Source organism: Pseudomonas sp. G3-19 (genome assembly GCF_054855875.1).
Map to the genome: position 1 here is coordinate 1 of NZ_JBMPIQ010000003.1, position 26,872 is coordinate 26,872.

The 26,872-nt window shown below is 61.1% G+C and carries 20 protein-coding genes and 1 pseudogene; 9 read left to right on the plus strand and 12 right to left on the minus strand.

The features are described 5' to 3' along the window. Positions 1–1,289, minus strand: a pseudogene (locus ACOYXI_RS00340) (type IV secretion protein Rhs); the annotation flags it as partial. A 246-nt stretch (positions 1,290–1,535) separates the two neighbouring features. On the opposite strand from ACOYXI_RS00340, the gene ACOYXI_RS00345 reads away from it, so the two are divergent. Next, on the plus strand, positions 1,536–2,231 hold the full coding sequence (locus ACOYXI_RS00345) for an HAD-IA family hydrolase (RefSeq protein ID WP_461674109.1): 696 nt from the start codon (positions 1,536–1,538) through the stop codon (positions 2,229–2,231). A 77-nt stretch (positions 2,232–2,308) separates the two neighbouring features. On the opposite strand, the gene ACOYXI_RS00350 is transcribed toward ACOYXI_RS00345, so the two are convergent. Next, positions 2,309–3,055: a 3-oxoacyl-ACP reductase family protein gene (locus ACOYXI_RS00350; RefSeq protein WP_027613305.1), complete on the minus strand. Its 747-nt coding sequence runs from the start codon at positions 3,053–3,055 to the stop codon at positions 2,309–2,311. A 126-nt stretch (positions 3,056–3,181) separates the two neighbouring features. Between ACOYXI_RS00350 and ACOYXI_RS00355 the strand changes: the two genes are divergently transcribed. Further along, positions 3,182–4,108, plus strand: a complete 927-nt coding sequence (locus tag ACOYXI_RS00355; protein ID WP_282413683.1) for a LysR family transcriptional regulator — start codon at positions 3,182–3,184, stop codon at positions 4,106–4,108. A gap of 129 nt (positions 4,109–4,237) precedes the next feature. Here the strand turns inward: ACOYXI_RS00355 and ACOYXI_RS00360 are convergent, their stop codons facing one another. The 3 genes from ACOYXI_RS00360 to ACOYXI_RS00370 form a co-directional block, all read right to left on the minus strand. Then, complete coding sequence (locus tag ACOYXI_RS00360) at positions 4,238–4,966, minus strand: aspartate/glutamate racemase family protein (protein ID WP_027613303.1); 729 nt, start codon at positions 4,964–4,966, stop codon at positions 4,238–4,240. Positions 4,967–5,019: 53 nt separating this feature from the next. Then, a complete protein-coding gene (locus ACOYXI_RS00365; protein ID WP_247269733.1) occupies positions 5,020–6,558 on the minus strand; it encodes an NCS1 family nucleobase:cation symporter-1 in 1,539 nt (512 codons plus the stop codon). A gap of 582 nt (positions 6,559–7,140) precedes the next feature. Further along, positions 7,141–7,875 carry a phosphoadenylyl-sulfate reductase gene (locus ACOYXI_RS00370; protein WP_003223260.1) on the minus strand — a complete coding sequence of 245 codons (735 nt, stop codon included), beginning with the start codon at positions 7,873–7,875 and terminating at the stop codon, positions 7,141–7,143. A gap of 163 nt (positions 7,876–8,038) precedes the next feature. Between ACOYXI_RS00370 and thrH the strand changes: the two genes are divergently transcribed. Continuing rightward, positions 8,039–8,656: a bifunctional phosphoserine phosphatase/homoserine phosphotransferase ThrH gene (thrH, locus tag ACOYXI_RS00375; protein ID WP_098967943.1), complete on the plus strand. Its 618-nt coding sequence runs from the start codon at positions 8,039–8,041 to the stop codon at positions 8,654–8,656. 109 nt (positions 8,657–8,765) lie between these two features. On the opposite strand, the gene pabB is transcribed toward thrH, so the two are convergent. The 4 genes from pabB to rloA all read right to left on the minus strand — a co-directional run bounded on the left by pabB (position 8,766) and on the right by rloA (position 13,428). Further along, complete coding sequence (gene pabB / locus ACOYXI_RS00380; protein ID WP_135295290.1) at positions 8,766–10,109, minus strand: aminodeoxychorismate synthase component I; 1,344 nt, start codon at positions 10,107–10,109, stop codon at positions 8,766–8,768. Between the two features lie 255 nt (positions 10,110–10,364). After that, positions 10,365–11,351: an alpha-L-glutamate ligase-like protein gene (locus ACOYXI_RS00385; protein WP_098967945.1), complete on the minus strand. Its 987-nt coding sequence runs from the start codon at positions 11,349–11,351 to the stop codon at positions 10,365–10,367. Continuing rightward, positions 11,351–12,886 carry an osmotic stress tolerance membrane protein RloB gene (gene rloB, locus ACOYXI_RS00390; protein ID WP_007960894.1) on the minus strand — a complete coding sequence of 512 codons (1,536 nt, stop codon included), beginning with the start codon at positions 12,884–12,886 and terminating at the stop codon, positions 11,351–11,353. The genes ACOYXI_RS00385 and rloB overlap by 1 nt, the downstream gene beginning before the upstream one ends. Before the next feature lie 5 nt (positions 12,887–12,891). Next, complete coding sequence (gene rloA / locus ACOYXI_RS00395; RefSeq protein ID WP_025110318.1) at positions 12,892–13,428, minus strand: retropepsin-like aspartic peptidase RloA; 537 nt, start codon at positions 13,426–13,428, stop codon at positions 12,892–12,894. Positions 13,429–13,784: 356 nt separating this feature from the next. Here rloA and ACOYXI_RS00400 point away from each other — a divergent pair, with 356 nt between their 5' ends. From ACOYXI_RS00400 to prpD, 6 genes are all read left to right on the plus strand, one after another. After that, positions 13,785–14,507: a GntR family transcriptional regulator gene (locus tag ACOYXI_RS00400; RefSeq protein ID WP_177416209.1), complete on the plus strand. Its 723-nt coding sequence runs from the start codon at positions 13,785–13,787 to the stop codon at positions 14,505–14,507. Then, positions 14,504–15,397 (plus strand): methylisocitrate lyase, encoded by an 894-nt coding sequence (gene prpB / locus ACOYXI_RS00405; RefSeq protein ID WP_007960897.1) that lies wholly within the window; start codon positions 14,504–14,506, stop codon positions 15,395–15,397. The genes ACOYXI_RS00400 and prpB overlap by 4 nt, the downstream gene beginning before the upstream one ends. Before the next feature lie 136 nt (positions 15,398–15,533). Next, complete coding sequence (prpC, locus tag ACOYXI_RS00410) at positions 15,534–16,661, plus strand: bifunctional 2-methylcitrate synthase/citrate synthase (RefSeq protein WP_003223270.1); 1,128 nt, start codon at positions 15,534–15,536, stop codon at positions 16,659–16,661. A gap of 201 nt (positions 16,662–16,862) precedes the next feature. Next, a complete protein-coding gene (acnD, locus tag ACOYXI_RS00415; protein ID WP_461674110.1) occupies positions 16,863–19,457 on the plus strand; it encodes a Fe/S-dependent 2-methylisocitrate dehydratase AcnD in 2,595 nt (864 codons plus the stop codon). Positions 19,458–19,511: 54 nt separating this feature from the next. After that, a complete protein-coding gene (gene prpF, locus ACOYXI_RS00420; RefSeq protein ID WP_461674111.1) occupies positions 19,512–20,711 on the plus strand; it encodes a 2-methylaconitate cis-trans isomerase PrpF in 1,200 nt (399 codons plus the stop codon). A 555-nt stretch (positions 20,712–21,266) separates the two neighbouring features. Next, entirely contained in the window at positions 21,267–22,751 is a 1,485-nt protein-coding gene (gene prpD, locus ACOYXI_RS00425; protein ID WP_210557450.1) for a 2-methylcitrate dehydratase, read from the plus strand. A 23-nt stretch (positions 22,752–22,774) separates the two neighbouring features. Here the strand turns inward: prpD and ACOYXI_RS00430 are convergent, their stop codons facing one another. The 3 genes from ACOYXI_RS00430 to ACOYXI_RS00440 form a co-directional block, all read right to left on the minus strand. Beyond that, positions 22,775–24,097, minus strand: a complete 1,323-nt coding sequence (locus tag ACOYXI_RS00430; RefSeq protein WP_134785845.1) for an ABC transporter ATP-binding protein — start codon at positions 24,095–24,097, stop codon at positions 22,775–22,777. A 14-nt stretch (positions 24,098–24,111) separates the two neighbouring features. Next, the gene (locus ACOYXI_RS00435; protein WP_461674112.1) at positions 24,112–25,857 is read right to left on the minus strand and encodes an ABC transporter permease; all 1,746 of its coding nucleotides are present in this window, start codon (positions 25,855–25,857) and stop codon (positions 24,112–24,114) included. A gap of 276 nt (positions 25,858–26,133) precedes the next feature. After that, positions 26,134–26,862: an alanyl-tRNA editing protein gene (locus tag ACOYXI_RS00440; RefSeq protein ID WP_210557452.1), complete on the minus strand. Its 729-nt coding sequence runs from the start codon at positions 26,860–26,862 to the stop codon at positions 26,134–26,136. Positions 26,863–26,872 lie beyond the last annotated feature (10 nt).

Consider the following 26,872-nt stretch of genomic DNA (forward strand, 5'->3'; position numbering starts at 1 on the left):
TTGGCCTGGTTCGAAGCATCGTCGCGGGGTTCGTGACGCTCCATCCGGGTGGTGTTCCGCGACTTTTCCCGCGCCATCGGCGCCGGATTCGGAACACTCAGCACGACCGAGTCGGCCTGGCGAATGTTCAGAGGGATCGCGGGTGTCGGCTTCAAAGACACATTGCGTGCATTGACCATCAATGGCTTCAACGCGCCCGCGTGCTTGCTCAGATCCGCAGTGGAGGTCAGTTCGCTCAGGCGCAACGCCGATGCGGCCAGCCATTGCCGCGCCCGGGGCGACTTGATCTTGCTCAGCACCTTGCTGCTCAGTCGCACGGGCACGCCAACGCCGCCGGAAACGCGCATCAGCAGAAAACTGATCAACAACTCGACCCGGACTTCGGCCACTACTTCTGCCAGATACTGCGGCGGCAGCATCTTCAGCCAACTGGTGAACGCTGCCAGATGGATAAACAGCAACGGCTCGTCACTAAGGATCAGCAAGCCATTGGCGATAGCCTCGCTGGAGGCGTCGAGTAGCGCTTGCAGCTCGACATCGCTCAGGTACTGCAGGAGTTTTTCGCTGTTGGCCTGCAGGTCGGCGAGCAGGGCAAACAGCTGTTTAACGTCATCCCAGATGTCGTGCAGGGCTTTCTCGAAACCGCGCCAGTCGGCCTGTTGCAACTGCTGGTAACGATCAGCCAAACCGGCGCCGGAAAACTCCGCCCACAGCGGCTGAAACCCGTCCCACTCCTGGCGAAGCCAGACCTCCATCCCGTCCAGAATCTCTTCATAGGAGGCGTACAGCGCTTGGATATGGTCGGTGGAAACATCAGGAAAGAAGGTGATGCGGTAACGCTGGCCCCGGTCGCAGTCGCTGACTTCCAGAATGCCGCTCGGGCCGATGGTATGGCGCAGTGGTTCACCGAAACTCAATACCCCGTCGATTTCGCCGATCACCGGTTCCAGCATCACCGGGGTATCGCCGATCGGTACGAACCGCGCCGCCTCGAACAGGTGCACCAGGGTCAACGGGCCGCTCGCGGGGCACATGACCACCGGGGTCTGGATCGGCTGGCGGGATTTGACCGGAGCGCTGAGGTGCACGTCGTCGCCGACCTTGAACACCTGCTCGACATCCAGTGCCGTACCCGTCCAGAGCTGCTCGGCCCAGGCCTCGTAGTTGTTCAGGCACAGGCGGAACTCGCGGATCAGCGTTTCGAAGTCCGGGTGTTGCGGGTTCAGGGCGGCAACCACCAGCAGGCCGATGCTGTTGTTCAGGGCCAGGAGCCGATCGGTTTGGAACATTCGCAAGCACTCGCGCACATGAAAGAGGTGCGCGGACTTTGCGGGGGATCAACATGGAAAGAAGTCGGGAAAGTAGGCGTTATCTGTAGGGCATTTCGCTAAATGTCAGCGAGTCATTCCACCGCCCGTAAACATTGCCCGTTGCTCAATGTCCGCTGGCCTCGCTATGCTGCTGAACCCATTAATCAGATCCGCGTAGCGGCGCCGTTTGGGCCGCCCGGGATGTTTTTGATAACGGATCCGATGATGAATGCACCGATGAAGACGTTTGGCCCGATCAAGGCCGTGATTTTCGACATGGACGGTTTGCTGCTGGACACCGAAGGTATCTACACCGAGGTCACCTCGCTCATTGCCGAGCGTTACGGGCGGACCTTCGACTGGAGTGTTAAACAGAACATCATCGGTCGTGGCGCCAATGACCTGGCGAACTACGTGGTGCAGGCGCTGGATCTGCCGATCAGCGCCGAAGAGTTTCTGCTGATCCGCGAGCCGCTGATGCGTGAACGCTTTCCCAAGGCCCAGGCGATGCCCGGCGCGGAGGAGCTGATTCGCCACCTCAAGGCGCACAACATTCCGATCGCCGTGGGCACCAGTTCGTCGCGGCAGTCGTTCGGCCAGAAAACCACCTTGCACCGTGACTGGTTTGCGCTGTTCGATTTCATCGTCACGGCGGATGACCCGGAAGTCGGCGCGGCGAAACCGGCGCCGGACATCTTCCTCACCGCTGCCCGGCGTCTGGGTGTTGCACCTGAAGATTGTCTGGTGTTCGAGGATTCGCCGTTTGGCGTCACAGCAGCCAAAGCGGCGGGGATGACCGCCATTGCGATTCCGGATGCAGCCATGGCCGATGAAAAATACGCGCATGCCGACGGGATTCTGCGCACGCTCAAGGCGTTCACCCCGAGTGCCTGCGGTTTGCCGACGCTGGAGTGGGCTTGATCTGCCGATAAGCGCCGAAAAAAACGCCGCCCTCTGTAAGGAGGCGCGGCGTTTTTTGTTTCCGGGATTCAGCGCAATCAGGCGCCAAAACCACCGTCGATGGTCAGGCTGGCACCGGTGATGTAACCGGCTTCCGGGCCGACCAGATAAGCGACGAAACCGGCGATTTCATCGGCGGTGCCGTAACGACCGACGGCCATCAGCGGGATCAGGCTCTCGGCGAAATCGCCATGGGCCGGGTTCATGTCAGTGTCGACCGGGCCGGGCTGCACGTTGTTGATGGTGATGCCGCGCGGGCCCAGATCACGGGCCAGGCCTTTGGTCAGGCCGACCAGTGCCGATTTGCTCATCGCGTACACCCCGCCACCGCCGAAGGGCATGCGGTCGGCGTTGGTGCTGCCGATGTTGACGATGCGTGAGCCTTCGCCCATGTGCTTGGCGGCTTCCTGAGAAGCGATGAACACGCTGCGCACGTTGATCGCCAGGGTCTGGTCGAAGTCTTCGAGTTTGAAGTCTTCCAGCGGCGCGATGGCCAGGACGCCGGCGTTGTTCACCAGAATATCCAGGCGGCCAAAGGCTTCGACGGTGGCGCTGACGGCATTGCGGATTGCGGCTTCATCGGCGCTGTCGGCCTTGATCGCCAAGGCTTTGCCGCCGCTGGCGGTGATGCTGTTCTGCAACTCTTCGGCCTTGGCGGTGGAGCTGACGTAGGTGAATGCGACAGCGGCGCCTTCAGCGGCCAAGCGTTTGACGATGGCGGCGCCGATACCACGGGAACCGCCTTGAATCAGAGCGACTTTGCCGCTGAGGTGTTGAGTGGTCATGTTCGATCTCCAGAAAATTCAAGGCGGGGTGCCTTGTTGTTGGAGCCGAGTATCGGCCTCGCATCGACAACCGTGTAGACCATGATTGCTATAGTCTGTGTAAACCAGAAGTTTATAGTGGCGATCATGGAAACTTTCAGCAGCATCGAATGCTTCGTGCGCAGCGCCGAAGTCGGCAGCTTTGCCGAAGCCGCCCGGCGCTTGAGCCTGACCCCGGCCGCCGTCGGCAAGAGTGTGGCGAAGCTCGAGGTGCGGCTCGGTGTACGGCTGTTCCAGCGTAGTACACGCAGCCTGACCCTGACCGAGGCCGGTCAGCTGTTTTTGAGTCAGGTCAGTGGCAGTCTGACGACGATTCAGAATGCGGTGGCCAATCTGTCGAGTGTGGAAGGGCTGCCGGCGGGAACGTTGAAAGTCAGCATGGGCACGGTATTCGGGCGCTTGTACATCGTGCCATTGCTGCAAGAATTTTTACGTCGGTTTCCGGCGATCAACCCTGACTGGCATTTTGATAACCGTCAGGTCGATTTGATTGGGCAGGGTTTCGATGCGGCGATTGGCGGCGGCTTTGAATTGCCCCAAGGCGTGGTCGCACGCAGATTGGCACCCGCGCATCGTGTGTTGGTCGCATCTGCTGAGTATCTGCAAAGGCACGAAGCCATCGCCGAACCGGATGACCTGCAACGTCACGATGGCATCCTGATTCGTTCGCCGCAAACCGGTCGGGTGCGCTCCTGGCAGTTGATCAGTGGCGGCAGTCAGCTCTGTCAGCCCTTGACCCTCAAGACGCGAATGACCATGAGCGACTCCGAAGCCGCCTGCGCTACGGCAGCACAAGGGCTGGGCATCGCGCTGGTCAGCATGCCGTTTGCCGTGGGTTACCTCGAGGCGGGCACGTTGCAACGGGTGCTGCCGGACTGGTACATCGATGACGGCAACATTTCGATCTACTACGCCGAGCATAAATTGTTGCCGGGCAAGACTCGGGCGTTTGTCGATTTTGTGATTGAGCAATTTGCGCAGCAGGGGTTGGCTCGGCGGTTCAGTGCTTTCTGAGCAAGACGTGGCACCGAGTTGACCCATTCGCGAGCAAGCCCGCTCCCACATTGGATCTGTGGCGTTCACAAATCCAATGTGGGAGCGGGCTTGCTCGCGAAGGATACTACTCGGTATTCGTCTGTGAACTCAGCGAGCAAACCGCTCCGCCCAGCCAATAATCTGCTTCGGCCGTGGTGTCGCGTAAGTCCGTACCTTGGACGTCGACAACCCCAGCCGCACCAGCGATTCAGCAATGGTCACCGCCGCCGTCACGCCATCCACCACCGGCACCCCGGTGCGGCGACGAATCTGTTCATCCAGCCCGGCCATGCCGCCGCAGCCCAGGCAAATCACCTCGGCCTTGTCCTGAGTCACCGCCAGTTCCGCTTGTTGCACGATGGCTTCCAGTGCGCGCTGTGGTTCGTGCTCCAGCTCCAGCACCGCAAGACCACTGGCCCGCACCGAGGCACAGCGATCCCACAGGCCCGAGAGTTTCAGCCGGTCCTCGATCAGCGGCACGGTGCGATCCAGCGTGGTCACCACCGAATAGGCGTGACCGAGAAACATCGCGGTACTGGCGGCGGCGTCGGTGATGTCCACCACTGGCACGTTGAGCAGTTCCTGCAAACCTTCGCGACCATGCTCGCCGTAACCGGCCTGAATCACCGCGTCGAACGGTTGGTCGTAGGACATCACCCGGTCCATCACGGCGATGGCCGCCAGGTAACTTTCGAAATTGCCTTCCACCGAGTCGGCGCCGAAGAACGGCGTGAGGCCGACGATTTCCGTGCCGGGAGACGCGACGGCCTGCGCCGAGCGGGCGATGGCCTGGGTGATGGATTCGGTGGTGTTGACGTTGACCACAAGAATACGCATGGGAAGTCCTTATTGCGGGCAGTTCAGCGGCCCAAATCCGGGCCACAAGGAAGTTAATGGCTGACGTTGTCGACGGCGATCGATTCGCCGCTGATGTCGGCGTAGTGCGGCTGACGTTTGGCGATGATCAGGTAGAGCATCGCGGCAATGCCGGCGCCCACCAGCCAGGAGAACGGCGAGATGCTGTGGAAGCCCGGCACCAGCGCCAGGACAATGGCGATCAACGCTGCCGGAATGAACGCCGCCACCGCGCGGAAATTCACTCCACGGCTGTAGTAATAGGCGCCGTTGGGGTCTTCGCTGTACAACTGCGGGACGTTGATCCGGCCTCTGCGGATCAGCCAGTAGTCGACCATGATCACCCCGTACAGCGGGCCGAGCAGGGCGCCGAGGCCGGAGAGGAAGTACACGATCACCAGCGGGCTGTTGTAGAGGTTCCACGGCAGGATCAGCACGGCGATGGTCGCGCTGATCAGCCCGGCGCGGCGGAAGGTCAGGTACTTCGGCGCCAGGTTGCTGAGGACGAACGCCGGGGCGACGAAGTTGGCCATGATGTTCACCGCCACGGTGACGATCAGGAACGCCAGGCAACCCAGTACCAGGAAAAACGTGTTGGGGATCGAAGCGATGATTTCGGTCGGGCTTTCGATGATCCGCCCGTTGATCTGAAATTGCGCACCGCAGAGCAGGACGGTGATGGCGGCGAATACCAGTATGTTCACCGGCAGGCCCCAGAAATTGCCGACCTTGATGGTCTTGCGGCACGGCGAAGAACGCGCAAAGTCACAGAAATTCAGGATCAGCGTGCCGTAGATCGCCAGCCACAAGGCGCCGCCGGCAAAGATGTTGCGCCACATTTCGCCACCGCTCAGCGGTTCGCGGATCGACCAGGCAATGGTCGCGTTGGCCTGGGTGTACATCCACGCGGCGAGGGCGGCGACGGTCAGCAGAATCACCGGGCCGGCAAAAGCCTCGTAACGGCGAACCATTTCCATGCCGTAGGCGAGAATCGCCAGCTGCACGAACCAGATCGCTACGAAGCACACCCAGCCCAGCGTCGACAGGCCGAGAATCGAGTTGTGGTCGTAATCGGCGAAACCGGGGTGAATCGCCGTCAGCAGCACGCGAAACACCACCGACGCCAGATACGTCTGAATGCCGAACCAGGCGATGGCGATCACCGCGCGAATCAACGCCGGAATCTGCGCGCCGTGGATGCCGAAACTGATCCGGCTGATCACCGGAAACGGCACCCCGGTTTTCTGCCCCATGTAGCCGGACAGGTTCATGAAGAAGTACACCAGCGCCGCGCCGATCCCCAGCGACAGCAGAATCTGCCAGCCCCCCAGGCCCAACGCATACAGCCCGATGGCGAACGAGTAGTTGGCGATGTTGTGCACATCGTTGGTCCACAGGGCGAAGATGCTGTATTTGCCCCAGCGCCGACCTTCGGCGCGGGTCGGTGCCAGGTCGCTGTTGTGCAGGCGCGGGCTGAGTTGTAACGGTTGAGCCAGACCCGCGTCGGGCAATGGCTGGTCGAGGGCAGAGGCGGGCAGATTCAGCGCGATGTTGTTGGAGAGACTTGTACGCATTCCGGCAGGCTCCTGATGGGCGGGGCCGCGATGACTGTGCATGAGCTCAGTGCTCGACAAATCTTCGTCGCGGCCAGCAGACATCACTGGTTACGGGGCATCTGCAGCCTGTACGGGATAGGGCGCTTCAGGCTTGCGGATCGAAAGTGTGGATTGATGTTTTGCAGTTTTGTATACAAAACATGTATGCACCAAAGCCAGATCTGTGCCAGTCAGCGATCTATGCAGCGATGCGCTCATTTCGAAAAGTTATCGATGAGCGCTAAGTGTTTGAAAATAATTGGTTATAAATTGACCGATTGAACAGGTATTTATTTTTTGCGAGGGATTTTGCGGAGGTGGCAGAACGCAGGGGAATTCAGCAGGGATGTAACTTTTCAGGGCGTGAAAGCAAAAAGTGCACACATAAATGGCACCGATGGTGACATTCGTGTGTACACATTTTTTTCATGGCACCACGAAGCAAATGTGGGAGCGGGCTTGCTCGCGAAGGCATCTTCCCAGTCAACAAATTCGCTGACTGACAGACCGCTTTCGCGAGCAAGCCCGCTTCCACAGGGGGAGACATCATTGGGGCGAGATTTACGCCTTGCTGATGATATTCCCCGCATGCAGCCCGCACTCTTTCTGCGTCGCTTCTTCCCACCACCAGCGGCCTTCGCGCTCGTGCTGGTTCGGCAGCACCGGGCGGGTGCACGGTTCGCAGCCGATGCTGATGAAGCCGCGTTCATGCAGGCTGTTGTACGGCAGTTCGAGCATGCGGATGTAACCCCAGATCTCTTCGCTGGTCATCTGCGCCAGCGGGTTGAACTTGTACAGGGTGCGTTCGGGCGTGGAGAACGCGGTGTCGATCTCCAGCACCGCCACGGCGCTGCGGGTGCCCGGGCTCTGGTCGCGGCGCTGGCCGGTGGCCCAGGCTTTGACGCCGGACAGTTTGCGCCGCAGCGGTTCGATCTTGCGGATGCCGCAGCATTCGCCATGGCCGTCCTTATAGAAGCTGAACAGGCCTTTTTCCTTCACGAACGGTTCCAGCTTCGTGTAGTCCGGCGACACCAGTTCGATATCGATCTTGTAGTGCTCGCGCACCTGATCGATGAAGCGATAGGTTTCCGGATGCAGGCGGCCGGTGTCGAGGCTGAACACCTTGACGTTCTTGTTCAGCTTCCAGGCCATGTCCACCAGCACCACATCCTCGGCACCACTGAAAGATATCCACAGCTCGTCACCGAACTCGGCGAACGCGAGTTTCAGGATGTCTTGGGCGGATTTGTTGGCATAGGTCGTGGCGAGTTCCACGACATCGAACGTTGGGCTCATCAGGGCGGCTTCCTACAGGTCGGTGGCGCTGGGCGCTCTATATGGCGGCGATGGTAACAAAAAGCGGCGGAGTAGGGTGTGCCCGCTGCGTTGCGCGGTGGCGGGGGAGTCGCTAGAGTTCGGGCTCGCTCGACTCAATAATCACTACAAACGGGAGTGTCTTGTGGAAATTGCTTGCCTGGATCTTGAAGGGGTACTGGTGCCGGAAATCTGGATCGCCTTCGCCGAAAAAACCGGAATCGAATCCCTCAAGGCCACCACCCGGGACATTCCCGATTACGACGTGCTGATGCAGCAGCGCCTGCGCATCCTCGACGAGCACGGCCTGAAGCTCTCGGACATCCAGGAAGTGATCGCCACCCTCAAGCCGCTGGACGGCGCGGTGGAGTTCGTCGACTGGCTGCGCGAGCGCTTTCAGGTGGTGATTCTCTCGGACACTTTCTACGAATTCTCCCAGCCGCTGATGCGGCAACTGGGCTTCCCGACCTTGCTCTGCCATCGCCTGATCACGGACGACAGCGGGCGAGTGACCAGCTATCAATTGCGTCAGAAAGATCCCAAGCGTCAGTCGGTGCTGGCGTTCAAAAGCCTGTACTACCGGGTAATTGCGGCGGGAGATTCGTATAACGACACGAGCATGCTGGGCGAGGCGGACGCGGGGATTCTGTTTCATGCGCCGGACAACGTGATTCGCGAGTTCCCGCAGTTTCCGGCGGTGCATACGTTTGTCGAGTTGAAGCAGGAATTCCTCAAAGCCTCAAACCGGGATTTGAGTTTGTAATTACAACATTGTGGCGAGGGAGCTTGCTCCCGCTCGGCTGCGCAGCAGTCGTAAGATTTTGGGGAGCGCTTCGCACTCCAGCGGGAGCAAGCTCCCTCGCCACAAAAAGTTATAGGTTTTGCAGGGTATCGAGGAGGATTCTGACCTTGGTAATCGACTCCTGATACTCCGCCTGCCAGTCCGAATCGGCCACGATCCCGCCACCACCCCAGCAGCACACCTGCCCATCCTTGACCAACAGACTGCGAATCGCGATGGAACTGTCCATCTCGCCGCGTACGTCCAGGTACAGCAACGAACCGCAATACAAACCGCGCCGGGTCGGTTCCAGTTCGTCGATGATCTGCATCGCACGGATCTTCGGTGCGCCGGTGATCGAGCCGCCGGGGAAGCTGCCAGCAATCAGATCCAGCGCATCGCGATCCTCGGCCAGTTCACCGGTCACGCTGCTGACCAGGTGATGCACATTCGGATAGCTTTCCAGGCTGAACAGCTCTGGCACTCGCACCGAACCAATCCGGCAGGTGCGGCCGAGGTCGTTGCGCAGCAGGTCGACGATCATCAGGTTTTCCGCGCGATCCTTGGGGCTGGCCAGCAGTTGGGCGGCGTTGGCGGCGTCTTCGGCCGGCGTCAGGCCACGCGGGCGGGTGCCCTTGATCGGGCGGGTTTCCACTTGGCGTTGGCTGACTTTGACGAAGCGCTCGGGCGACAGGCTCAACACTGCGTCGCCGTCGGGCAGGCTCTGGAAACCGGAAAACGGCGTCGGGCAGGCCTCGCGCAACGCGCAATAGGCCAGCCACGGATCGCCCTGACACGGTGCGCGGAAACGCTGGGCGAAGTTGACCTGATAGCAGTCGCCGGCCTGGATGTATTGATGAATGCGTTCCAGCGCCTGGCGATAGTCATCGGCCGACAGGTCGGCGGTCATCGGCGTGTCCAGCTTGAACGGCGTCAGCGGCGCTGAAGTCGGTTGGCTGAACAGCGCGATCAGCCGTTGCCGCTCGCTGTCGGCCAGTGACGGGTGAAATATCAGTTGGCTGGTGGCGGTCTGGTGGTCGCTGATCAGCGCCCAGTCGTACAGGCCGAACCGCGCGTCGGGCAGTTGCAGATCATCCCGGGCCTGGCTCGGCAGGTGTTCCAGATGCCGGCCAAAGTCGTAGCTCAGATAGCCGATCAGGCCGCCGGCGAATGGCAGGTCATATTCGCCAGGCAGCTGCGCCTCGCCCAGACGGCTCAGATTATCGCGCAGGCGTTGCAGGAAAACGCTGCCGCTTTCGTCGGGCAACACCGCCAGTTGTTCCAGCGGCCAGGCGCTGAGCAGGTCAAAACGGCCACGGTCGGCACTCGGCCGGCCGCTGTCGAGCAGCACGGCGCCGGGCGCATGGCGGATGGCCGCGAAGTAGTCGGCGGGGTTGGCGCGGTAGGGCAGCGGGTGTACGGAACAGGTCAACATGGGCGGGGCAGATCGGCCATTGAGGCGGGGTGGGGATTGTAGTCCTCTCGGCTGCCAGATCAAAATCAAAAGCTACCCCCTCACCCCAGCCCTCTCCCCCAAGGGGGCGAGGGGGAAAGGGGGCGGATCTTCATGCTTTTCAAGTTCTGAGTTCGACTCGAACTTGCAGGTCGATGTACTTCGAGCATCCAACACGGTCAGTCCCCTCTCCCTCCGGGAGAGGGCTAGGGTGAGGGGCTCTTCAGCTTTTCAGCTTCAGCCCTCGACCGCCGGAATATGCCCAAACATCTCCTGAGTAAACGCCACCCGTTCTTCAACTGACTCCGTCACCCCACGCGCCTTCAGGTCTTCCAGATGCGCCTCGACCGCATGCGTACGCTGAGTCAGCCCGCAATCGTTGGCAATCTGGATATTCAGCCCCGGTCGCGCATTCAGCTCGAGAATCAGCGGACCTTTCTCCTGGTCCAGCACCATGTCCACACCGATGTAACCCAGCCCGCAAAGCTCATAACAGCCAGCCGCGAGCTTCATGAAGCCGTCCCAGTAGGGCAGTTGCACGCCGTCCACCGCGTTGGTGGTGTCGGGGTGTTTGTTGATGATGTTGTTCAGCCAGGTACCGCGCAGGGTCAGGCCGGTGGCGAGGTCGACGCCGACGCCGATGGCGCCCTGGTGCAGGTTGGCCTTGCCGCCGGACTGACGGGTCGGCAGGCGCAGCATGGCCATCACCGGATAGCCCATCAGCACGATGATGCGGATGTCCGGCACGCCTTCGTAGCTGATGCTCTTGAAGATCTGGTCCGGAGTCACCCGGTATTCGATCAGTGCGCGGTCGCGGTGACCGCCCAGCGAATACAGGCCGGTGAGGATGCTCGAGATGTGGTGTTCGAGTTCTTCATGGGCAAGGATCTTGCCCGAGACCGTGCGATAGCGGCCCTCGAAGCGGTCGGCGATGACGATGATGCCGTCACCGCCGGCGCCCTGGGCGGGCTTGATCACGAAGTCGTTGTGCCCGCCGATGATCGCGTCGAGCTTGTCGATTTCCTTCTCCGTGGAGATCACGCCGTACAGCTCCGGCACATGAATGCCGGCAGCGATGGCGCGCTCCTTGGTGATGATCTTGTCATCGACGATCGGGTACAGGCTGCGCTTGTTGTATTTGAGCACGTAGTCGGCGTTACGCCGATTGATGCCCATGATGCCCCGCGCCTCCAGCGCCTTCCAGGTCTTCCAGAAACCGAACATCAGGCGTCAGCCTTCTTCAGGAAAGCCTTGAAGCGCACCAGTTCGGTCAGGCGATAACCGCGATAACGCCCCATCGCCAGCATGAAACCGACCAGAATCAGCAGGATCGCCGGGAAGGTGAACACGAAGTACACCAGCTCCGGCACGGTCATGATCAGGTGTGCCAGCGAGGCGGCGAACAGGGTGCCGATCGCCACTTTCATGGCATGGCTGGCGCCACGTTCTTCCCAGGTGATCGACAGGCGTTCGATGGTCATGGTCAGAATCACCATCGGGAACAGCGCCACCGACAAACCGCGCTCCAGGCCGAGTTTATGGCTGAACAGACTGATGGCGGCAATCAGCACCACCACGAAGGTCAACACTACCGACAGGCGCGGCAGCATCTGCAGCTTCAAATGTTCCAGATACGAGCGTAATGACAGGCCCAGCGCGGTGATTACGGTAAACAGCAGGATGCCGAAGCCCAGTTGCGTTTCGCGGAAGGCCAGGGCGATCAGTACCGGGGTGAACGTGCCGAGGGTCTGCAGGCCGATCAGGTTGCGCAGGATCAGGATCACCAGCACGCCGATCGGGATCATCACCATGATCATGAACGTTTGCTGGGTCTGCAGCGGCAGGCCATACAGCGAGTATTCGAGGAAGTTGGCGTCGGTGTTTTCGTCAGTCAGCTTGGCCAGACGAATCGCGTTCATCTCGCTGTTGTTCAGGCTGAAGGTCACGTTGGCTTTCTTCGCGCCCTCGATGGTGATCAGGTTTTCATCACCGGTCCACCACAGCAGGCGGTCGGTCGGCAGGCCTTGTTCGCCGGTTTCCGGGTTGAAGTACAGCCAGTCGTTGCCGTTGAAACTGCGCAGCCACAGTTCCGGGGTTTGCGGTTGATCGGCGACGAGGCGGATGGTGTGGACTTTTTCTACCGGCACGTGAGCGATCGACAGCAGCAGTTCGACGATCTTCGCCTTGTGCGGCGTCGACGGGTCGCCGGCCAGCAGCAGTTTGACGTTGTCATCGTTGGCGTTGTTGACGCGTTTGATCGCTTCGCCGATGAAGGTTTCGACGTCGGCCGAGTGCTGGCGGATCGGCGCGAGCAGGGCTTCGGCGGCGATTTTTTCCGGGCCTTCGATGGCGATGCTGTCGCGGAAGGTCGGGCCTTTGATCTTGGATTTTTCCGCGGTGTAGCGCTTGGTCAGCACCAGACGGTAATAAAGGGTCTGGTTGCCCTTGGCCCGGCGCGCCGACCAGGTGACCTTGCGGTTGCCGTCGACACGGTTGACCGCCACGCCGTAATTATTGGAGATAAAGCTTTCGTTGAGGCTGACGTAATCGCGGCTCAGGGGCGGCACGAACATCTGGACCTTCACCGGGTCCTTGGTGCTGGCGACGAACTCGACTTTGGCGTCGATGTTCCACAAGTCGTCGGTAGCGTCTTCGGTCACCGGGATGCCGAGCACGAAAATCTGATAGGCCGTAACCGAAACGCCCAGGAGCACCAGAATGGTGATCAGGATTTTCAGGTGGAAGGTTAGAGAACGCATGGAAATTACTCGGCGGTATGAGCGGCGATGGTGCAGGCAGGTTTGCCGGCAGCGTATTTAAGACTGGGGTCGACCAGCGCGTCGAAGCGTTTCAGCGCTTCGGAGCCGATCAAAAGCGGGTATTGGAACGCACTTCGGTCGGTCAGGTTCACTTCGATGCTGCGCAACGCCGTGCCCATGCAGATATCCAGCTCGATCACCGGGCGCGCGGTGTACTTTTTACCTTCTTCCGGGTCGTAGTCGCCGGCGCGGCGTTTGATCTTGCTGACCCGGGCCAGCGGCCGCTCGATCGGGTGCGAATGCGCCGCGTCGATCGCCAGGTAGAAACGCACCCAGGACTCGCCGTTGCGTTTGAAGCGTTTGATGTCGCGGGCACTCAGTGAGGCGGTCTTGGCGCCAGTGTCGAGTTTGGCCGCGACTTGCAGATTGATGCCGTCAAGCGATGCGTATTCGTTGAGGCCGTACACGGTTTTTTCCCCCGCCGCGGCGAGGCCGGGCAGGCAAAACAGCGCAAAAAATGTGGGGAAGGGCTTGAGTCTCATAAATCCTGGTGCGCAGCGTTCCGTTTTCGGTTCAGGTTCCTGGCAATACTGCGCAAGCTCCTTCGTGTGCCTATCAGCTTTTTATGACAAGCCGTACAAATGGCCAGCAAATGCGGGCGGCATTCTAGCACGGTGGTTTTATGGCGCCAGCGCTGGGGCCGGTCTATAAAAGATCAAAAGATCGCAGCCTGCGGCAGCTCCTACAAAGGATTCGCGTACATTCTGTAGGAGCTGCCGAAGGCTGCGATCTTTTCGGTTTATTAGACGATTGTCGACAATATCCATTTATCCTTTGACTGGTGCCGGCTAATTGGCTAGTTTTTGCTGCATTGGATTTGAAGGTGTCGACAATCATGCTGGATCAACTCGATCCCCCGGTCATCAGCGGCGAGGATTCCGAGACGCTCTCGGAAAACGTCTTCCGGCGCATCCAGGCGGCCATCGTCAAAGGCGAGATCGCCCCAGGCAGCAAGATCTCCGAACCCGAGCTGGCGCGCACTTATGGCATCAGTCGCGGGCCGCTGCGCGAGGCCATCCATCGGCTCGAAGGCCAACGCCTGCTGGTGCGCGTACCGCATGTCGGCGCGCGGGTGGTGTCGCTCAGCCACGCCGAATTGCTCGAACTCTACGAAATCCGCGAATCCCTTGAAGGCATGGCTTGCCGGCTGGCGGCCGAGCGCATGAGCGTCGAAGAAATCGACGAACTGCGCCGGGTGCTGGAAACCCACGAGCGCGACGCGGCGTTCCAGGCCGGAGTCGGCTATTACCAGCAGGAAGGCGATTTCGACTTTCACTACCGGATCATCCAGGGCAGCGGCAACCGCACGCTGACCCAGATGCTCTGCGGCGAGCTGTATCAACTGGTGCGCATGTACCGCATCCAGTTTTCCACCACGCCCAACCGCCCGCGTCAGGCCTTCGCCGAACACCACCGGATTCTCGATGCCATCGCCGACCGTGACGGCGAGCTCGCGGAATTGTTGATGCGCCGCCACATCGGCGCCTCGAAACGCAACATCGCCCGTCACTACCAGGACGGCGCCGACAATAAGACAGCCACTGAACGAGGTGAGTCATGAGTTCCAAGCAGAACACTCCAGGCCAGCGTTTCCGCGATGCGGTCGCCAGCGAGCATCCATTGCAGGTGGTCGGCGCGATCAACGCCAACCACGCGCTGCTGGCCAAGCGTGCCGGTTTCAAGGCGATCTACCTGTCCGGTGGCGGGGTGGCCGCAGGCTCGCTCGGCGTGCCGGACCTGGGCATCACCGGCCTGGATGACGTGCTCACCGACGTGCGGCGCATCACCGACGTCTGCGACCTGCCGCTGCTGGTGGACGTCGACACCGGTTTCGGCTCGTCGGCGTTCAACGTGGCACGCACCGTGAAGTCGATGATCAAGTTCGGCGCCGCGGCGATTCACATCGAAGACCAGGTCGGCGCCAAGCGTTGCGGCCACCGTCCGAACAAGGAAATCGTCAGCCAGCAGGAAATGGTCGACCGCATCAAAGCCGCCGTCGATGCCCGTACCGACGACAGCTTCGTGATCATGGCGCGCACCGACGCCCTGGCCGTCGAAGGTCTGGAATCGGCCCTGGATCGCGCCGCCGCGTGCATCGAGGCCGGCGCCGACATGATCTTCCCGGAAGCCATCACCGAGCTGGAGATGTACAAGCTGTTCGCCAACCGGGTAAAGGCGCCGATCCTCGCCAACATCACCGAGTTCGGCTCGACACCGCTGTACACCACCGAGCAGCTTGCAGGGGCGGATGTGTCGCTGGTGCTGTACCCGTTGTCGGCGTTCCGCGCGATGAACAAGGCAGCGGAAAACGTCTACACCGCGATCCGCCGCGACGGCACCCAGCAGAATGTCATCGACACCATGCAGACGCGCATGGAGCTTTACGATCGCATCGATTACCACACGTTCGAGCAGAAGCTCGATGCGTTGTTTGCACAGAAGAAAGGCTGAATTAAACCCTGTGGGAGCGGGCTTGCTCGCGAAGACGGACTGATATCCAACATTGATGTCGACTGATCCAGCGCTTTCGCGAGCAAGCCCGCTCCCACACGTTTCCCCTACAAATTCAAGAAGATTGGAGACAGCAATGGCCGAAGCAAAAGTACTCAGTGGCGCCGGGCTCCGGGGCCAGGTTGCCGGGCAAACCGCACTGTCCACCGTGGGCCAGGCCGGTGCCGGGCTGACCTATCGCGGCTACGACGTGCGTGAACTGGCAGCAGACGCGCAGTTCGAAGAAGTGGCATACCTGCTGCTGTACGGCGAACTGCCGACCCAGGCGCAACTCGACGCTTACCAGCAAAAGCTGAGCAAGCTGCGCGACCTGCCGCAAGCACTGAAAGAAGTGCTCGAACGCATCCCCGCCGACGCCCATCCGATGGACGTGATGCGCACCGGTTGCTCGTTCCTCGGCAACCTCGAGCCGGAGAAAGACTTCTCCGAACAGCGCGACAAGACTGACCGTCTGCTGGCCGCATTCCCGGCGATCATGTGCTACTGGTATCGCTTCAGCCACGACGGCAAACGCATCAACTGCGTTAGCGACGAGCCGACTATCGGCGGCCACTTCCTGCACTTGTTGCACGACAAGAAGCCGAGCGAACTGCACGTCAAAGTGATGAACGTGTCGCTGATCCTTTACGCCGAGCACGAATTCAACGCCTCGACGTTTACCGCTCGCGTTTGCGCATCGACCCTGTCCGACCTGTACTCCTGCGTCACTGCGGCTATCGGTTCGCTGCGTGGCCCGCTGCATGGCGGCGCCAACGAGGCGGCAATGGAAATGATCGAGCGCTTCTCGTCGCCGGAAGAGGCGATCAAAGGCACCCTCGGCATGCTCGAGCGCAAGGACAAGATCATGGGCTTCGGCCACGCGATCTATAAGGACAGCGATCCGCGTAACGAGGTGATCAAGGGCTGGTCGAAAAAACTCGCCGACGAAGTCGGTGACAAGGTGCTGTTCCCGGTCTCCGAAGCCATCGACAAGACCATGTGGGAGCAGAAAAAACTGTTCCCCAACGCCGACTTCTACCATGCCTCGGCGTACCACTTCATGGGCATCCCGACCAAGCTGTTCACGCCGATCTTCGTCTGCTCGCGCCTGACCGGCTGGGCCGCGCACGTGTTCGAACAGCGCGCCAACAACCGCATCATCCGTCCAAGCGCCGAGTACATCGGCGTTGAGCAGCGCAAGTTCGTGCCAATCGAACGTCGCTGAATGGTGAGCTGACCCGATCCTTGAAGCCACCACAAATCCCTGTAGGAGTGAGCCTGCTCGCGATGACGGACTGACATTCACCATTGATGTCGACTGATCTACCGCTATCGCGAGCAGGCTCACTCCTACAAGGGACGGTGTGAATCTTGAGTCGGGCGTCTGCCCACCCTTTGAAACTACCGTGACCCGAGTCCTGACCCGATGAACACAGCATTCCGCAAAAACCTGCCCGGCAGTTCCCTGGATTATTTCGACGTCCGTGCGGCGGTCGAGGCGATTCAGCCCGGCAGCTACGACACCCTGCCGTACACCTCCCGCGTGCTGGCGGAAAACCTCGTGCGTCGCTGCGACCCGGCCACGCTCAGCGATTCGCTGAAACAACTGATCGAGCGCAAACGCGACCTCGACTTCCCGTGGTTCCCGGCACGCGTGGTGTGCCACGACATTCTCGGCCAGACCGCACTGGTCGACCTCGCCGGCCTGCGTGACGCGATCGCCCTGCAGGGCGGTGACCCGGCGCAGGTCAACCCGGTGGTGCCGACGCAACTGATCGTCGACCACTCGCTGGCGGTGGAAGCGGGCGGTTTCGACAAGCAGGCGTTCGAGAAGAACCGCGCCATCGAAGACCGGCGCAACGAAGACCGTTTCCACTTCATCAACTGGACCAAAAAGGCCTTCAAAAACGTCGACGTGATCCCGCCGGGCAACGGCATCATGCACCAGATCAACCTGGAGAAAATGTCTCCGGTGATCCAGGTGCGCGACGGCGTGGCGTTCCCCGACACTTGCGTCGGCACCGACAGCCACACCCCGCACGTCGATGCGCTGGGCGTGATCGCCATCGGCGTCGGTGGCCTCGAAGCCGAGAGCGTGATGCTCGGCCGCGCCTCGTGGATGCGCCTGCCGGAGAGCGTCGGCGTCGAACTGACCGGCAAGCTGCAACCCGGCATCACCGCCACCGACATGGTGCTGGCGCTGACCGAATACCTGCGCAAACAGAAAGTCGTCGGCGCCTGGCTGGAGTTCTTTGGCGAAGGCGCGTCCGCGCTGACCCTCGGCGACCGCGCGACCATCTCCAACATGGCCCCGGAATACGGCGCCACCGCGGCGATGTTCTACATCGATCAGCAGACCATCGACTACCTGAAACTCACTGGCCGCGAAGACCAGCAAGTGCAGCTCGTCGAGCAGTACGCCAGGCTCAACGGCCTGTGGGCCGACAGCCTGAAAGGCGCGCAATACGAGCGTGGCCTGACTTTCGATCTGTCGTCGGTGGTGCGCAACATGGCCGGCCCGAGCAATCCGCACGCCCGTGTGGCGGTAGCGGATCTGGCGGCCAAAGGCATCTCCGGGCAGTGGGATGACGTGCCGGGGCAAATGCCCGACGGCGCGGTGATCATCGCCGCCATCACCAGCTGCACCAACACCAGCAACCCGCGCAACGTGATCGCCGCCGGCCTCTTGGCGCGTAATGCCAACAAGCTTGGCCTGACCCGCAAGCCGTGGGTCAAATCTTCGCTGGCGCCGGGTTCGAAAACCGTGGCGCTGTACCTCGATGAAGCGGGGCTGACCACCGAGCTGGAGCAACTTGGTTTCGGTGTCGTCGCGTTTGCCTGCACCACCTGCAACGGCATGTCCGGCGCACTTGATCCGCTGATTCAGCAAGAGATCATCGACCGCGATCTGTATGCGACTGCCGTGCTTTCCGGCAACCGCAACTTCGACGGCCGCATCCACCCCTACGCCAAGCAGGCATTCCTCGCGTCGCCGCCGCTGGTGGTCGCTTACGCCATCGCCGGCACCATCCGTTTCGACATTGAGAAAGATGTGCTGGGCGTGGTCGACGGCAAGGAAATCCGCCTGAAAGACATCTGGCCGAGCGACGAAGAAATTGACGCGGTGGTGAAGTCGTCGGTCAAGCCGGAGCAGTTCCGTCAGGTCTACATCCCGATGTTCGCCGTCCACGAAGACACCGGCCCGAAAGTCACGCCGCTGTACGACTGGCGCGAGATGAGTACCTACATCCGCCGTCCGCCGTATTGGGAAGGTGCGCTGGCCGGCGCGCGGCCGCTCAAGGGCATGCGCCCGCTGGCGGTGCTCCCGGACAACATCACCACCGATCACCTGTCGCCCTCGAACGCGATCATGCTCGACAGCGCCGCCGGTGAATATCTGGCGAAAATGGGCCTGCCGGAAGAGGACTTCAACTCCTACGCCACGCACCGTGGCGACCACTTGACCGCGCAGCGTGCAACCTTCGCCAACCCGAAACTGTTCAACGAAATGGTCCAGGAAAACGGCAAGGTCAAACAGGGTTCGCTGGCGCGGGTCGAGCCGGAAGGCCAGGTGATGCGCATGTGGGAAGCCATCGAAACCTACATGGAGCGCAAGCAGCCGCTGATCATCATTGCCGGCGCCGATTACGGTCAGGGTTCGTCCCGCGACTGGGCGGCGAAGGGCGTGCGGCTGGCGGGTGTCGAAGCGATCGTCGCCGAAGGTTTCGAGCGTATCCACCGCACCAATCTGGTGGGCATGGGCGTATTGCCGCTGGAGTTCAAACCGGGCACCGACCGTCACACGCTGGCCATCGACGGCAGCGAAACCTACGACGTGATCGGCGCCCGCACCCCGCGCGCCGACCTGACGCTGGTGATCCACCGCAAGAACGGCGAGCGCGTTGAAGTGCCGGTGACCTGCCGCCTGGATACCGCTGAAGAAGTGTCGATCTACGAGGCCGGCGGCGTGTTGCAGCGCTTCGCCCAGGACTTCCTCGAAGAGTCGGCTGTTGCCGTTTAAATCACGTAGTGCGAGCGCGGGTCGGTTGACCCGCGTTTGCGGATAAGGAGCACCATGGCTCACGCAGCTCATTTCGCACCGCAGATCAAAATCCCCGCCACATACATGCGCGGCGGCACCAGCAAAGGCGTGTTCTTCAGCCTCAAGGATCTGCCCGAAGCCGCGCAGGTTCCCGGCCCCGCCCGCGATGCTTTGCTGCTGCGGGTGATCGGCAGCCCCGACCCGTACGACAAACAGATCGACGGCATGGGTGGTGCCACCTCAAGTACCAGCAAAACCGTGATCCTGTCGAAAAGCAGCAAGGCCGATCACGACGTCGATTACCTGTTCGGTCAGGTGTCCATCGACAAGCCGTTCGTCGACTGGAGCGGCAACTGCGGCAATCTCTCGGCAGCGGTCGGTTCGTTCGCCATCAGCAACGGTCTGGTGGAGGCCAGCCGCATTCCGCACAACGGCGTGGCGGTGGTGCGCGTGTGGCAGGCCAATATCGGCAAGACCATCATCGCCCACGTGCCGATCACCAACGGCGAAGTGCAGGAAACCGGTGATTTCGAACTCGACGGCGTGACCTTTCCGGCCGCCGAAGTGCAACTGGAGTTCATGGACCCGGCAGCGGAAGAAGAGGGCGGCGGTTCGATGTTCCCCACCGGTAACCTGATCGACGAGCTGGAAGTGCCGGGTGTCGGCACGTTCAAGGCGACCATGATCAACGCGGGGATTCCGACGATTTTCGTCAACGCCGAAGATATCGGCTACACCGGCACCGAGCTGCAAAGCGCGATCAACAGCGACCCGAAAGCCCTGCAGATGTTCGAAACCATCCGCGCCTACGGTGCATTGCGCATGGGCCTGATTGCGAATCTGGACGAAGCGGCCAAGCGACAGCACACGCCGAAAGTGGCGTTTGTCGCCAAGCCTGCGGATTACATCGCATCCAGCGGCAAGGCGATTGCTGCCGCTGATGTGGATCTGCTGGTGCGTGCGTTGTCGATGGGCAAGTTGCACCACGCGATGATGGGTACGGCGGCGGTGGCAATCGGCACGGCGGCGGCGATTTCCGGGACTCTGGTGAATCTCGCGGCGGGCGGTGTCGAGCGCAATGCTGTGCGCTTCGGCCATCCGTCCGGGACGCTGCGCGTAGGCGCCGAGGCCAGTCTGGAAAACGGTGAGTGGGTAGTGAAAAAGGCCATCATGAGCCGCAGTGCGCGCGTCCTCATGGAAGGTTTCGTCCGTATCCCTGGCGACTCTTTCTGATCCAGTATCGATGCCCTCACCCCAACCCTCTCCCGGAGGGAGAGGGAGCAGACCGAGTTGTAATTGGATGTCCTGCGACCTGAAGCATCTTGGCGATTATGGATTCACGGGAGAGCTTTCAGGTCGACGTATGTGTTGAATATCACCCTAGCCTCTCCCGGAGGGAGAGGGAGCAGACCGAGTTGTAATTGGATGTCCTGCGACCTGAAGCATCTTGGCGATTATGGATTCACGGGAGAGCTTTCAGGTCGACGTATGTGTTGAATATCACCCTAGCCTCTCCCGGAGGGAGAGGGAGCAGACCGAGTTGTAATTGGATGTCCTGCGACCTGAAGCATCTTGGCGATTATGGATTCACGGAAGAGCTTTCAGGTCGACGTATGTGTTGAATATCACCCGGTCGGTTCCCTCTCCCTCCGGGAGAGGGCCAGGGTGAGGGAAACAATCCACTGACGAAACATCACAAAGCAGACACCACGATCTGCTCTGAACAAAAAACCAACCAGCCCCTGAGGAAGACCACCCCACTCATCATTCCCCACCAGGAGAACCGCAATGAGCGCCAACGTCGACCAGAACAACCGCCCCGACTACGACCGTGTCCTGCAGGACATCGCCGATTACGTCCTCACCTTCAACGTCGAATCTGCCGAAGCCCTCGACACCGCCCGCAACTGCCTGATGGATACCCTCGGCTGTGGCCTGCTGGCGTTGCGTTTTCCCGAATGCACCAAGCACCTTGGCCCCATCGTCGAGGGCACCGTCGTGCCGTTCGGGGCGCGGGTGCCGGGCACTTCCTATCGCCTCGACCCGGTGAAAGCCGCGTGGGACATCGGCTGCATTGTGCGCTGGCTCGACTACAACGACACCTGGCTCGCCGCCGAGTGGGGGCATCCGTCGGACAACCTCGGCGGAATTCTCGCGGTGGCCGATCACCTGTCGCAAAAGCGCGTTGCCAATGGTGAGAAGCCGCTGACGATTCGCGATGTACTTGAAGCGATGATCATGGCCCACGAAATTCAAGGCGTGATCGCTCTGGAAAACTCGTTCAACCGCGTCGGCCTAGACCACGTGCTGCTGGTGAAAGTCGCTTCGACCGCCGTCACCGCCAAACTGAGGGGGGCCAATCGCGAGCAACTGCTGTCGGCGTTGTCCCATGCCTTCGCCGATGGTCAGGCGCTGCGCACCTATCGCCATGCGCCGAACGCCGGATCGCGTAAATCCTGGGCGGCGGGTGATGCGACCAGCCGCGGAGTGCGTCTGGCCGACATTGCCCTGCGTGGCGAGATGGGTATTCCCGGGGTGTTGACGGCCAGGCAGTGGGGCTTCTACGACGTATCGTTCAGCCATACCAATAACGATCTGGCGCTCAAGCCCGAAGGCAAACGTGCCTTCAGTTTCTCGCGGCCCTACGGCAGTTACGTGATGGAAAACGTGCTGTTCAAGATCAGCTTCCCCGCTGAATTCCATGCGCAAACGGCCTGCGAAGCGGCGGTGACCTTGCATCCGTTGGTGCGCAACCGCTTGCATGAAATCGACCGCATCGTCATCACCACCCATGAGTCGGCGATTCGCATCATTTCCAAGGTCGGACCGTTGGCCAACGCCGCCGACCGCGACCACTGCCTCCAGTACATGACCGCCGTGCCGCTGGCATTCGGCAATCTGCTGGCCGAGCAATACGAGGACGATTTCCACGCCGCGCACCCGATCATCGATGTGCTGCGCGAGAAAATGGTCATCGTCGAAGACCCGCGTTTCACCCGCGAGTATCTGGAGGCCGACAAGCGCTCGATTGCCAACGCGGTGCAGGTGTTTTTCAAGGATGGCTCGAGCACCGAGAACGTGGTGGTGGAATACCCGATCGGCCACCGTCGCCGCCGCGCCGATGGCATCCCGTTGCTGGAGGACAAGTTCAAGGCCAACCTGGCGACGCGTTTCACCGGCCAGCGCAGCAACGAGATCTTCACCCTGTGCAAGGATCAGCAAGCGCTCGAAGCCACGCCGGTCAATCGCTTCGTCGACCTGTTCGTGATCTAGGCCAACGCCAGAGGTGTCGCGGGCTACAGGCTGCCCTCGACATCCTCCAGGCTGAAGGTTTCGGTGTGGTCGTCGTAGGAGAAAATCTCCGCATAACGACCCCAGGCGATCACCACTTCCAGGGTTCTCTCGACGAACGCTTCGGTCAGCGAGTCCTGCAGTTCCTGCTCGAAACGCACCCGTGGCGCGCGGTGACCATTGCGCTCCAGTAGTACCTGACGGATGCGCGCGGCCAGCGGCACGTGGCGAATCAGGTGCTCGGCAAACAGGGTTTTGCGCTCCTGGGTGCCGTAGTCGGCGAACAGTTTGCCGGCGTCGGTCAGGGTGATGTCGGCGCCTTTGAGTTCAGCGAAACCGAGGTGCTCGATCATCTCGGCCACGGGGAACAGGTCATCGACTTCCAGCAGACGCCGTTCGGCCACGGTGGGCAGGCCGGCGTGGCCGTTGTAGGGTTCGGCGGCGATGGTTTCGATCAGACCGGCCATCAGGTTGGTCGAGACCTCAGGCAGCGGACTGCTCATTTTCAGCTCGGGTTTGCCGGCGCTGGCATCGGCGCTGCGCCGGTCAGTCATCTGCGCGTAAATGTCGTCGACCATCTGCCGGAAAGCCGGATCCAGGCGGTTGCGTGGATGGGCGAACGGCACTTTGATTTCCGCCACCACCCGTCCCGGGTTGGACGACAACACCAGAATGCGGTCGCACATCAGCACCGCTTCTTCGATGTTGTGGGTGACGATCAGGATCGATTTGATCGGCAGTTGCTTGCCGCTCCACAGGTCCAGCAGATCCGTGCGCAGGGTTTCGGCGGTCAGTACGTCCAGTGCCGAAAAGGGTTCGTCCATCAGCAACAGGGTCGGGTTGACCACCAGCGCACGCGCGAAGCCCACGCGCTGGCGCATGCCGCCGGACAACTCGCGCGGGTAGGCGTTTTCGAAACCGTCGAGGCCGATCAGGTCGATCGCCGCCAGCGCCCGTTTACGCGCAGCCTTGCGTTCGACCTGCAAGGCTTGCAGGCCGGCCTCGACGTTTTCCAGCACCGTCAGCCACGGGAACAGGGCGAAGGTCTGGAACACCATCGCCACACCTTCGGCCGGGCCGTGCAGCGGCTGGCCGTTGTACAGGACATCGCCCGATGACGGTTCGATCAGGCCGGCAATGATCCGCAGCAAGGTGGATTTGCCGGAGCCGGAGCGGCCGAGCATGCCGACGATCTCGCCTTCGCGCAGGGTCAGATCGACCCCGCTGAGCACTTGCAGTTCTTCCTTGCCCTTGCCAAACACCCGGTTCACATCGCTGAGCGAGTAGATTTCGGGGCTGGCGGCGGTTTGTCCGGTATAGGTATTCATCGCAGCGAGTCCCATCAGTTCAGGCGCAGTTTGTTTTCGGCCACGGCGTACATCGGTCGCCAGACCAGACGATTGAAGGCCACGACAAAGATCGCCATGACCACCACGCCGAGGGTGATTTTCGGAAAATCTCCGGCGGCGGTGGTCTGGGCGATATAGGCCCCGAGACCGTGGGCAACGACTTTGTCCTGCCCCCAGGAGACGAATTCGGAAACGATGCTGGCGTTCCACGCACCGCCCGAGGCGGTAATGGCGCCGGTCACGTAGTACGGGAAAATGCCCGGCAGCATGACTTTGCGCCACCACAACCAGCCGCGAATGCGGAAGTTGGCGGCGGCCTCCTTGTAGTCATTGGGGAAGGCGCTGGCTCCGGCGATCACGTTGAACAGGATGTACCACTGCGTGCCGAGCACGATCAGCGGGCTGAGCCAGATGTCCGGGTTCAACTGGTAGCGCAGGATCACGATGACGAATACCGGGAACAGCAAGTTCGCCGGAAATGCCGCGAGGAACTGCGCCAGCGGCTGGATCTTTTCCGCCAGCGCCGGACGCAGGCCGATCATCACTCCCAGCGGCACCCAGATCAGCGAAGCAATGAGAATCAGACCGGCCACTCGCAGCAAGGTGAAGAACCCCAGCAGCAATACATGGCCGACCTCGGCGAGCGTCACTTCTGTGCCGACATACAGGACGATGTGATAAAGCGCATAAGCCGTGAGCAGCGCGATCAATGTGCCCCAGATCCAGTCGATCATTTTCGCTCTGCTCGGGTTGTCCGCGCTGAGGGTGTGGCGCGCCGCGCGCGGCAGGTTCAAGCGCATGTTGCCCAGCCGGCTGATGGCGCGGCTGAACGGGCGCAGCAGGCGCTGGATCAAGCGGGTGCGCTGGATCAGGTTCAGTACCCAGGATTCGGGCGCGGCGGTCTGCGAGGCGGTGTTTTCCATGCGGAACTTGTCGGCCCAGGCCACCAGCGGGCGGAACAGGAACTGGTCGTAGATCAGGATCACCACGATCATCGTCATGATCACGTAACCCACCGCGTGCAGGTCTTTCTGCGCGATGGCCATGGCCAGATACGAGCCGATACCCGGCAGGGTGATGGTCTGGTCCCCCACCGTGATTGCTTCCGACGCCACCACGAAGAACCAGCCGCCGGACATGCTCATCATCATGTTCCACACCAGCCCGGGCATGGCGAAAGGCACGTCGAGTTTCCAGAAACTCTGCCAGCCGGACAGTTGCAGGTTGGTCGACACCTCCACCAGATCCCGCGGCAGCATGCGCAGCGACTGGTAGAAGCTGAACGTCATGTTCCACGCCTGACTGGTGAAAATCGCAAAGATCGCGGCGAATTCCGCCCCGAGTACCCGGCCGGGAAACAACAGCAGAAAGAAGGTCACGGTGAACGAGATGTAGCCCAGCACCGGCACCGATTGCAGGATGTCCAGCACCGGCACCAGCAGTTTTTCGGCGCGACGGCTTTTCGCGGCCAGGGTGCCGTAAAGCAGGGTGAACACCAGCGCCGCGACCATCGCCGCGAGCATGCGCAGGGTGGTCCGCATGGCGTATTCCGGCAGGTTGCCCGGATCGAGGGAAATCACTTCGCTCTGCAAGGTGGCGATTGGCGCCCAGGTTTCCCGGGCGGTGATCGAGAAAAACAGCAAGAAGCCGATCACCAGCGGCATGGCGATCAGATCCCAGCGATTGGGCAGCAAGCGCCGGGTCGTGGCCGGGATGTAGTGACGGAACACTTTCTTCATACGCAGTGATTCCAGCGGTGTCCAAGGGGGCGCGGCAGTCTGAGCGTAGCTTCTGTCTGCACGACCCACCGAGTGAGCGGATGCTCGTTCTTCAGGTTCAAGTGGGAGGTGAATGTTGCGGGCCCGCTGAATTCATCAGGCCAGGAGGGCTGGCGCATCCGGTTTGGGAACCGGATGCGCTGCTTGCGCGGATTGTATATTTCCAGATGTTACAAAGACGTAAAGACCGTGTCTGTTTTGAGTGAAGAAACTTTCATCCGGTAAATGCCCGTCCGCCTACGCGAAACGCAGGATTACCCGGCGATTGTTGCGGCTTTTCTTCTCGATTTTTTCGCAATACACCCGGCCGATTTCCCGGGTGTTGTGCACATGGGTGCCGCCACAGGGCTGGATGTCGACGCCGCTGACCTCGACCATGCGCAAGTCACCCTGAATGACGGGCGGCTTGACCGTCTTGCTGCCGGTCCTCTCCAGCAAGGCGGGGTACTCGGCGGCCGGCATCGACAGGGTATTGACCGTGCAGGCCTGTTCGATCAGCGTGTTGAGGTCGCGGGTGATGCTGTCCTTGTCGAGGGTCATTTCCGGCAGATCGAAATCCAGTCGGCCCTTGTCGGCGCTGATGCTGCACCCGGTGACTGGCGCATTGATCAGCGCACCGAGCAGATGCAGGCAGGTATGCATCTTCATGTGCTGATAGCGCCGCTCCCAGTCGAGACTGGCGTTGACCAATGCGCCGGTACACAACTGCGGCGGACACTCCTGCACCTGATGCCAGATGATCGACGGCAGCAGGGGATCGCGCACCGTCCCGGTGACTTCGATCCGCGTACCATCCACCAGACTGAAATGCCCGGTGTCACCCGGCTGCCCGCCACCGGTTGGGTAGAAAAGGGTGTGTTCCAGCACGACGGCCTGATCGACCACTGCGATGACGCGGGCACCAAAGGCGCGCCGGTAGGGTTCGCTGTTAAACAGGCTGAGGGTTTCCATGGTGTGTACCGACATTTGAACCTCC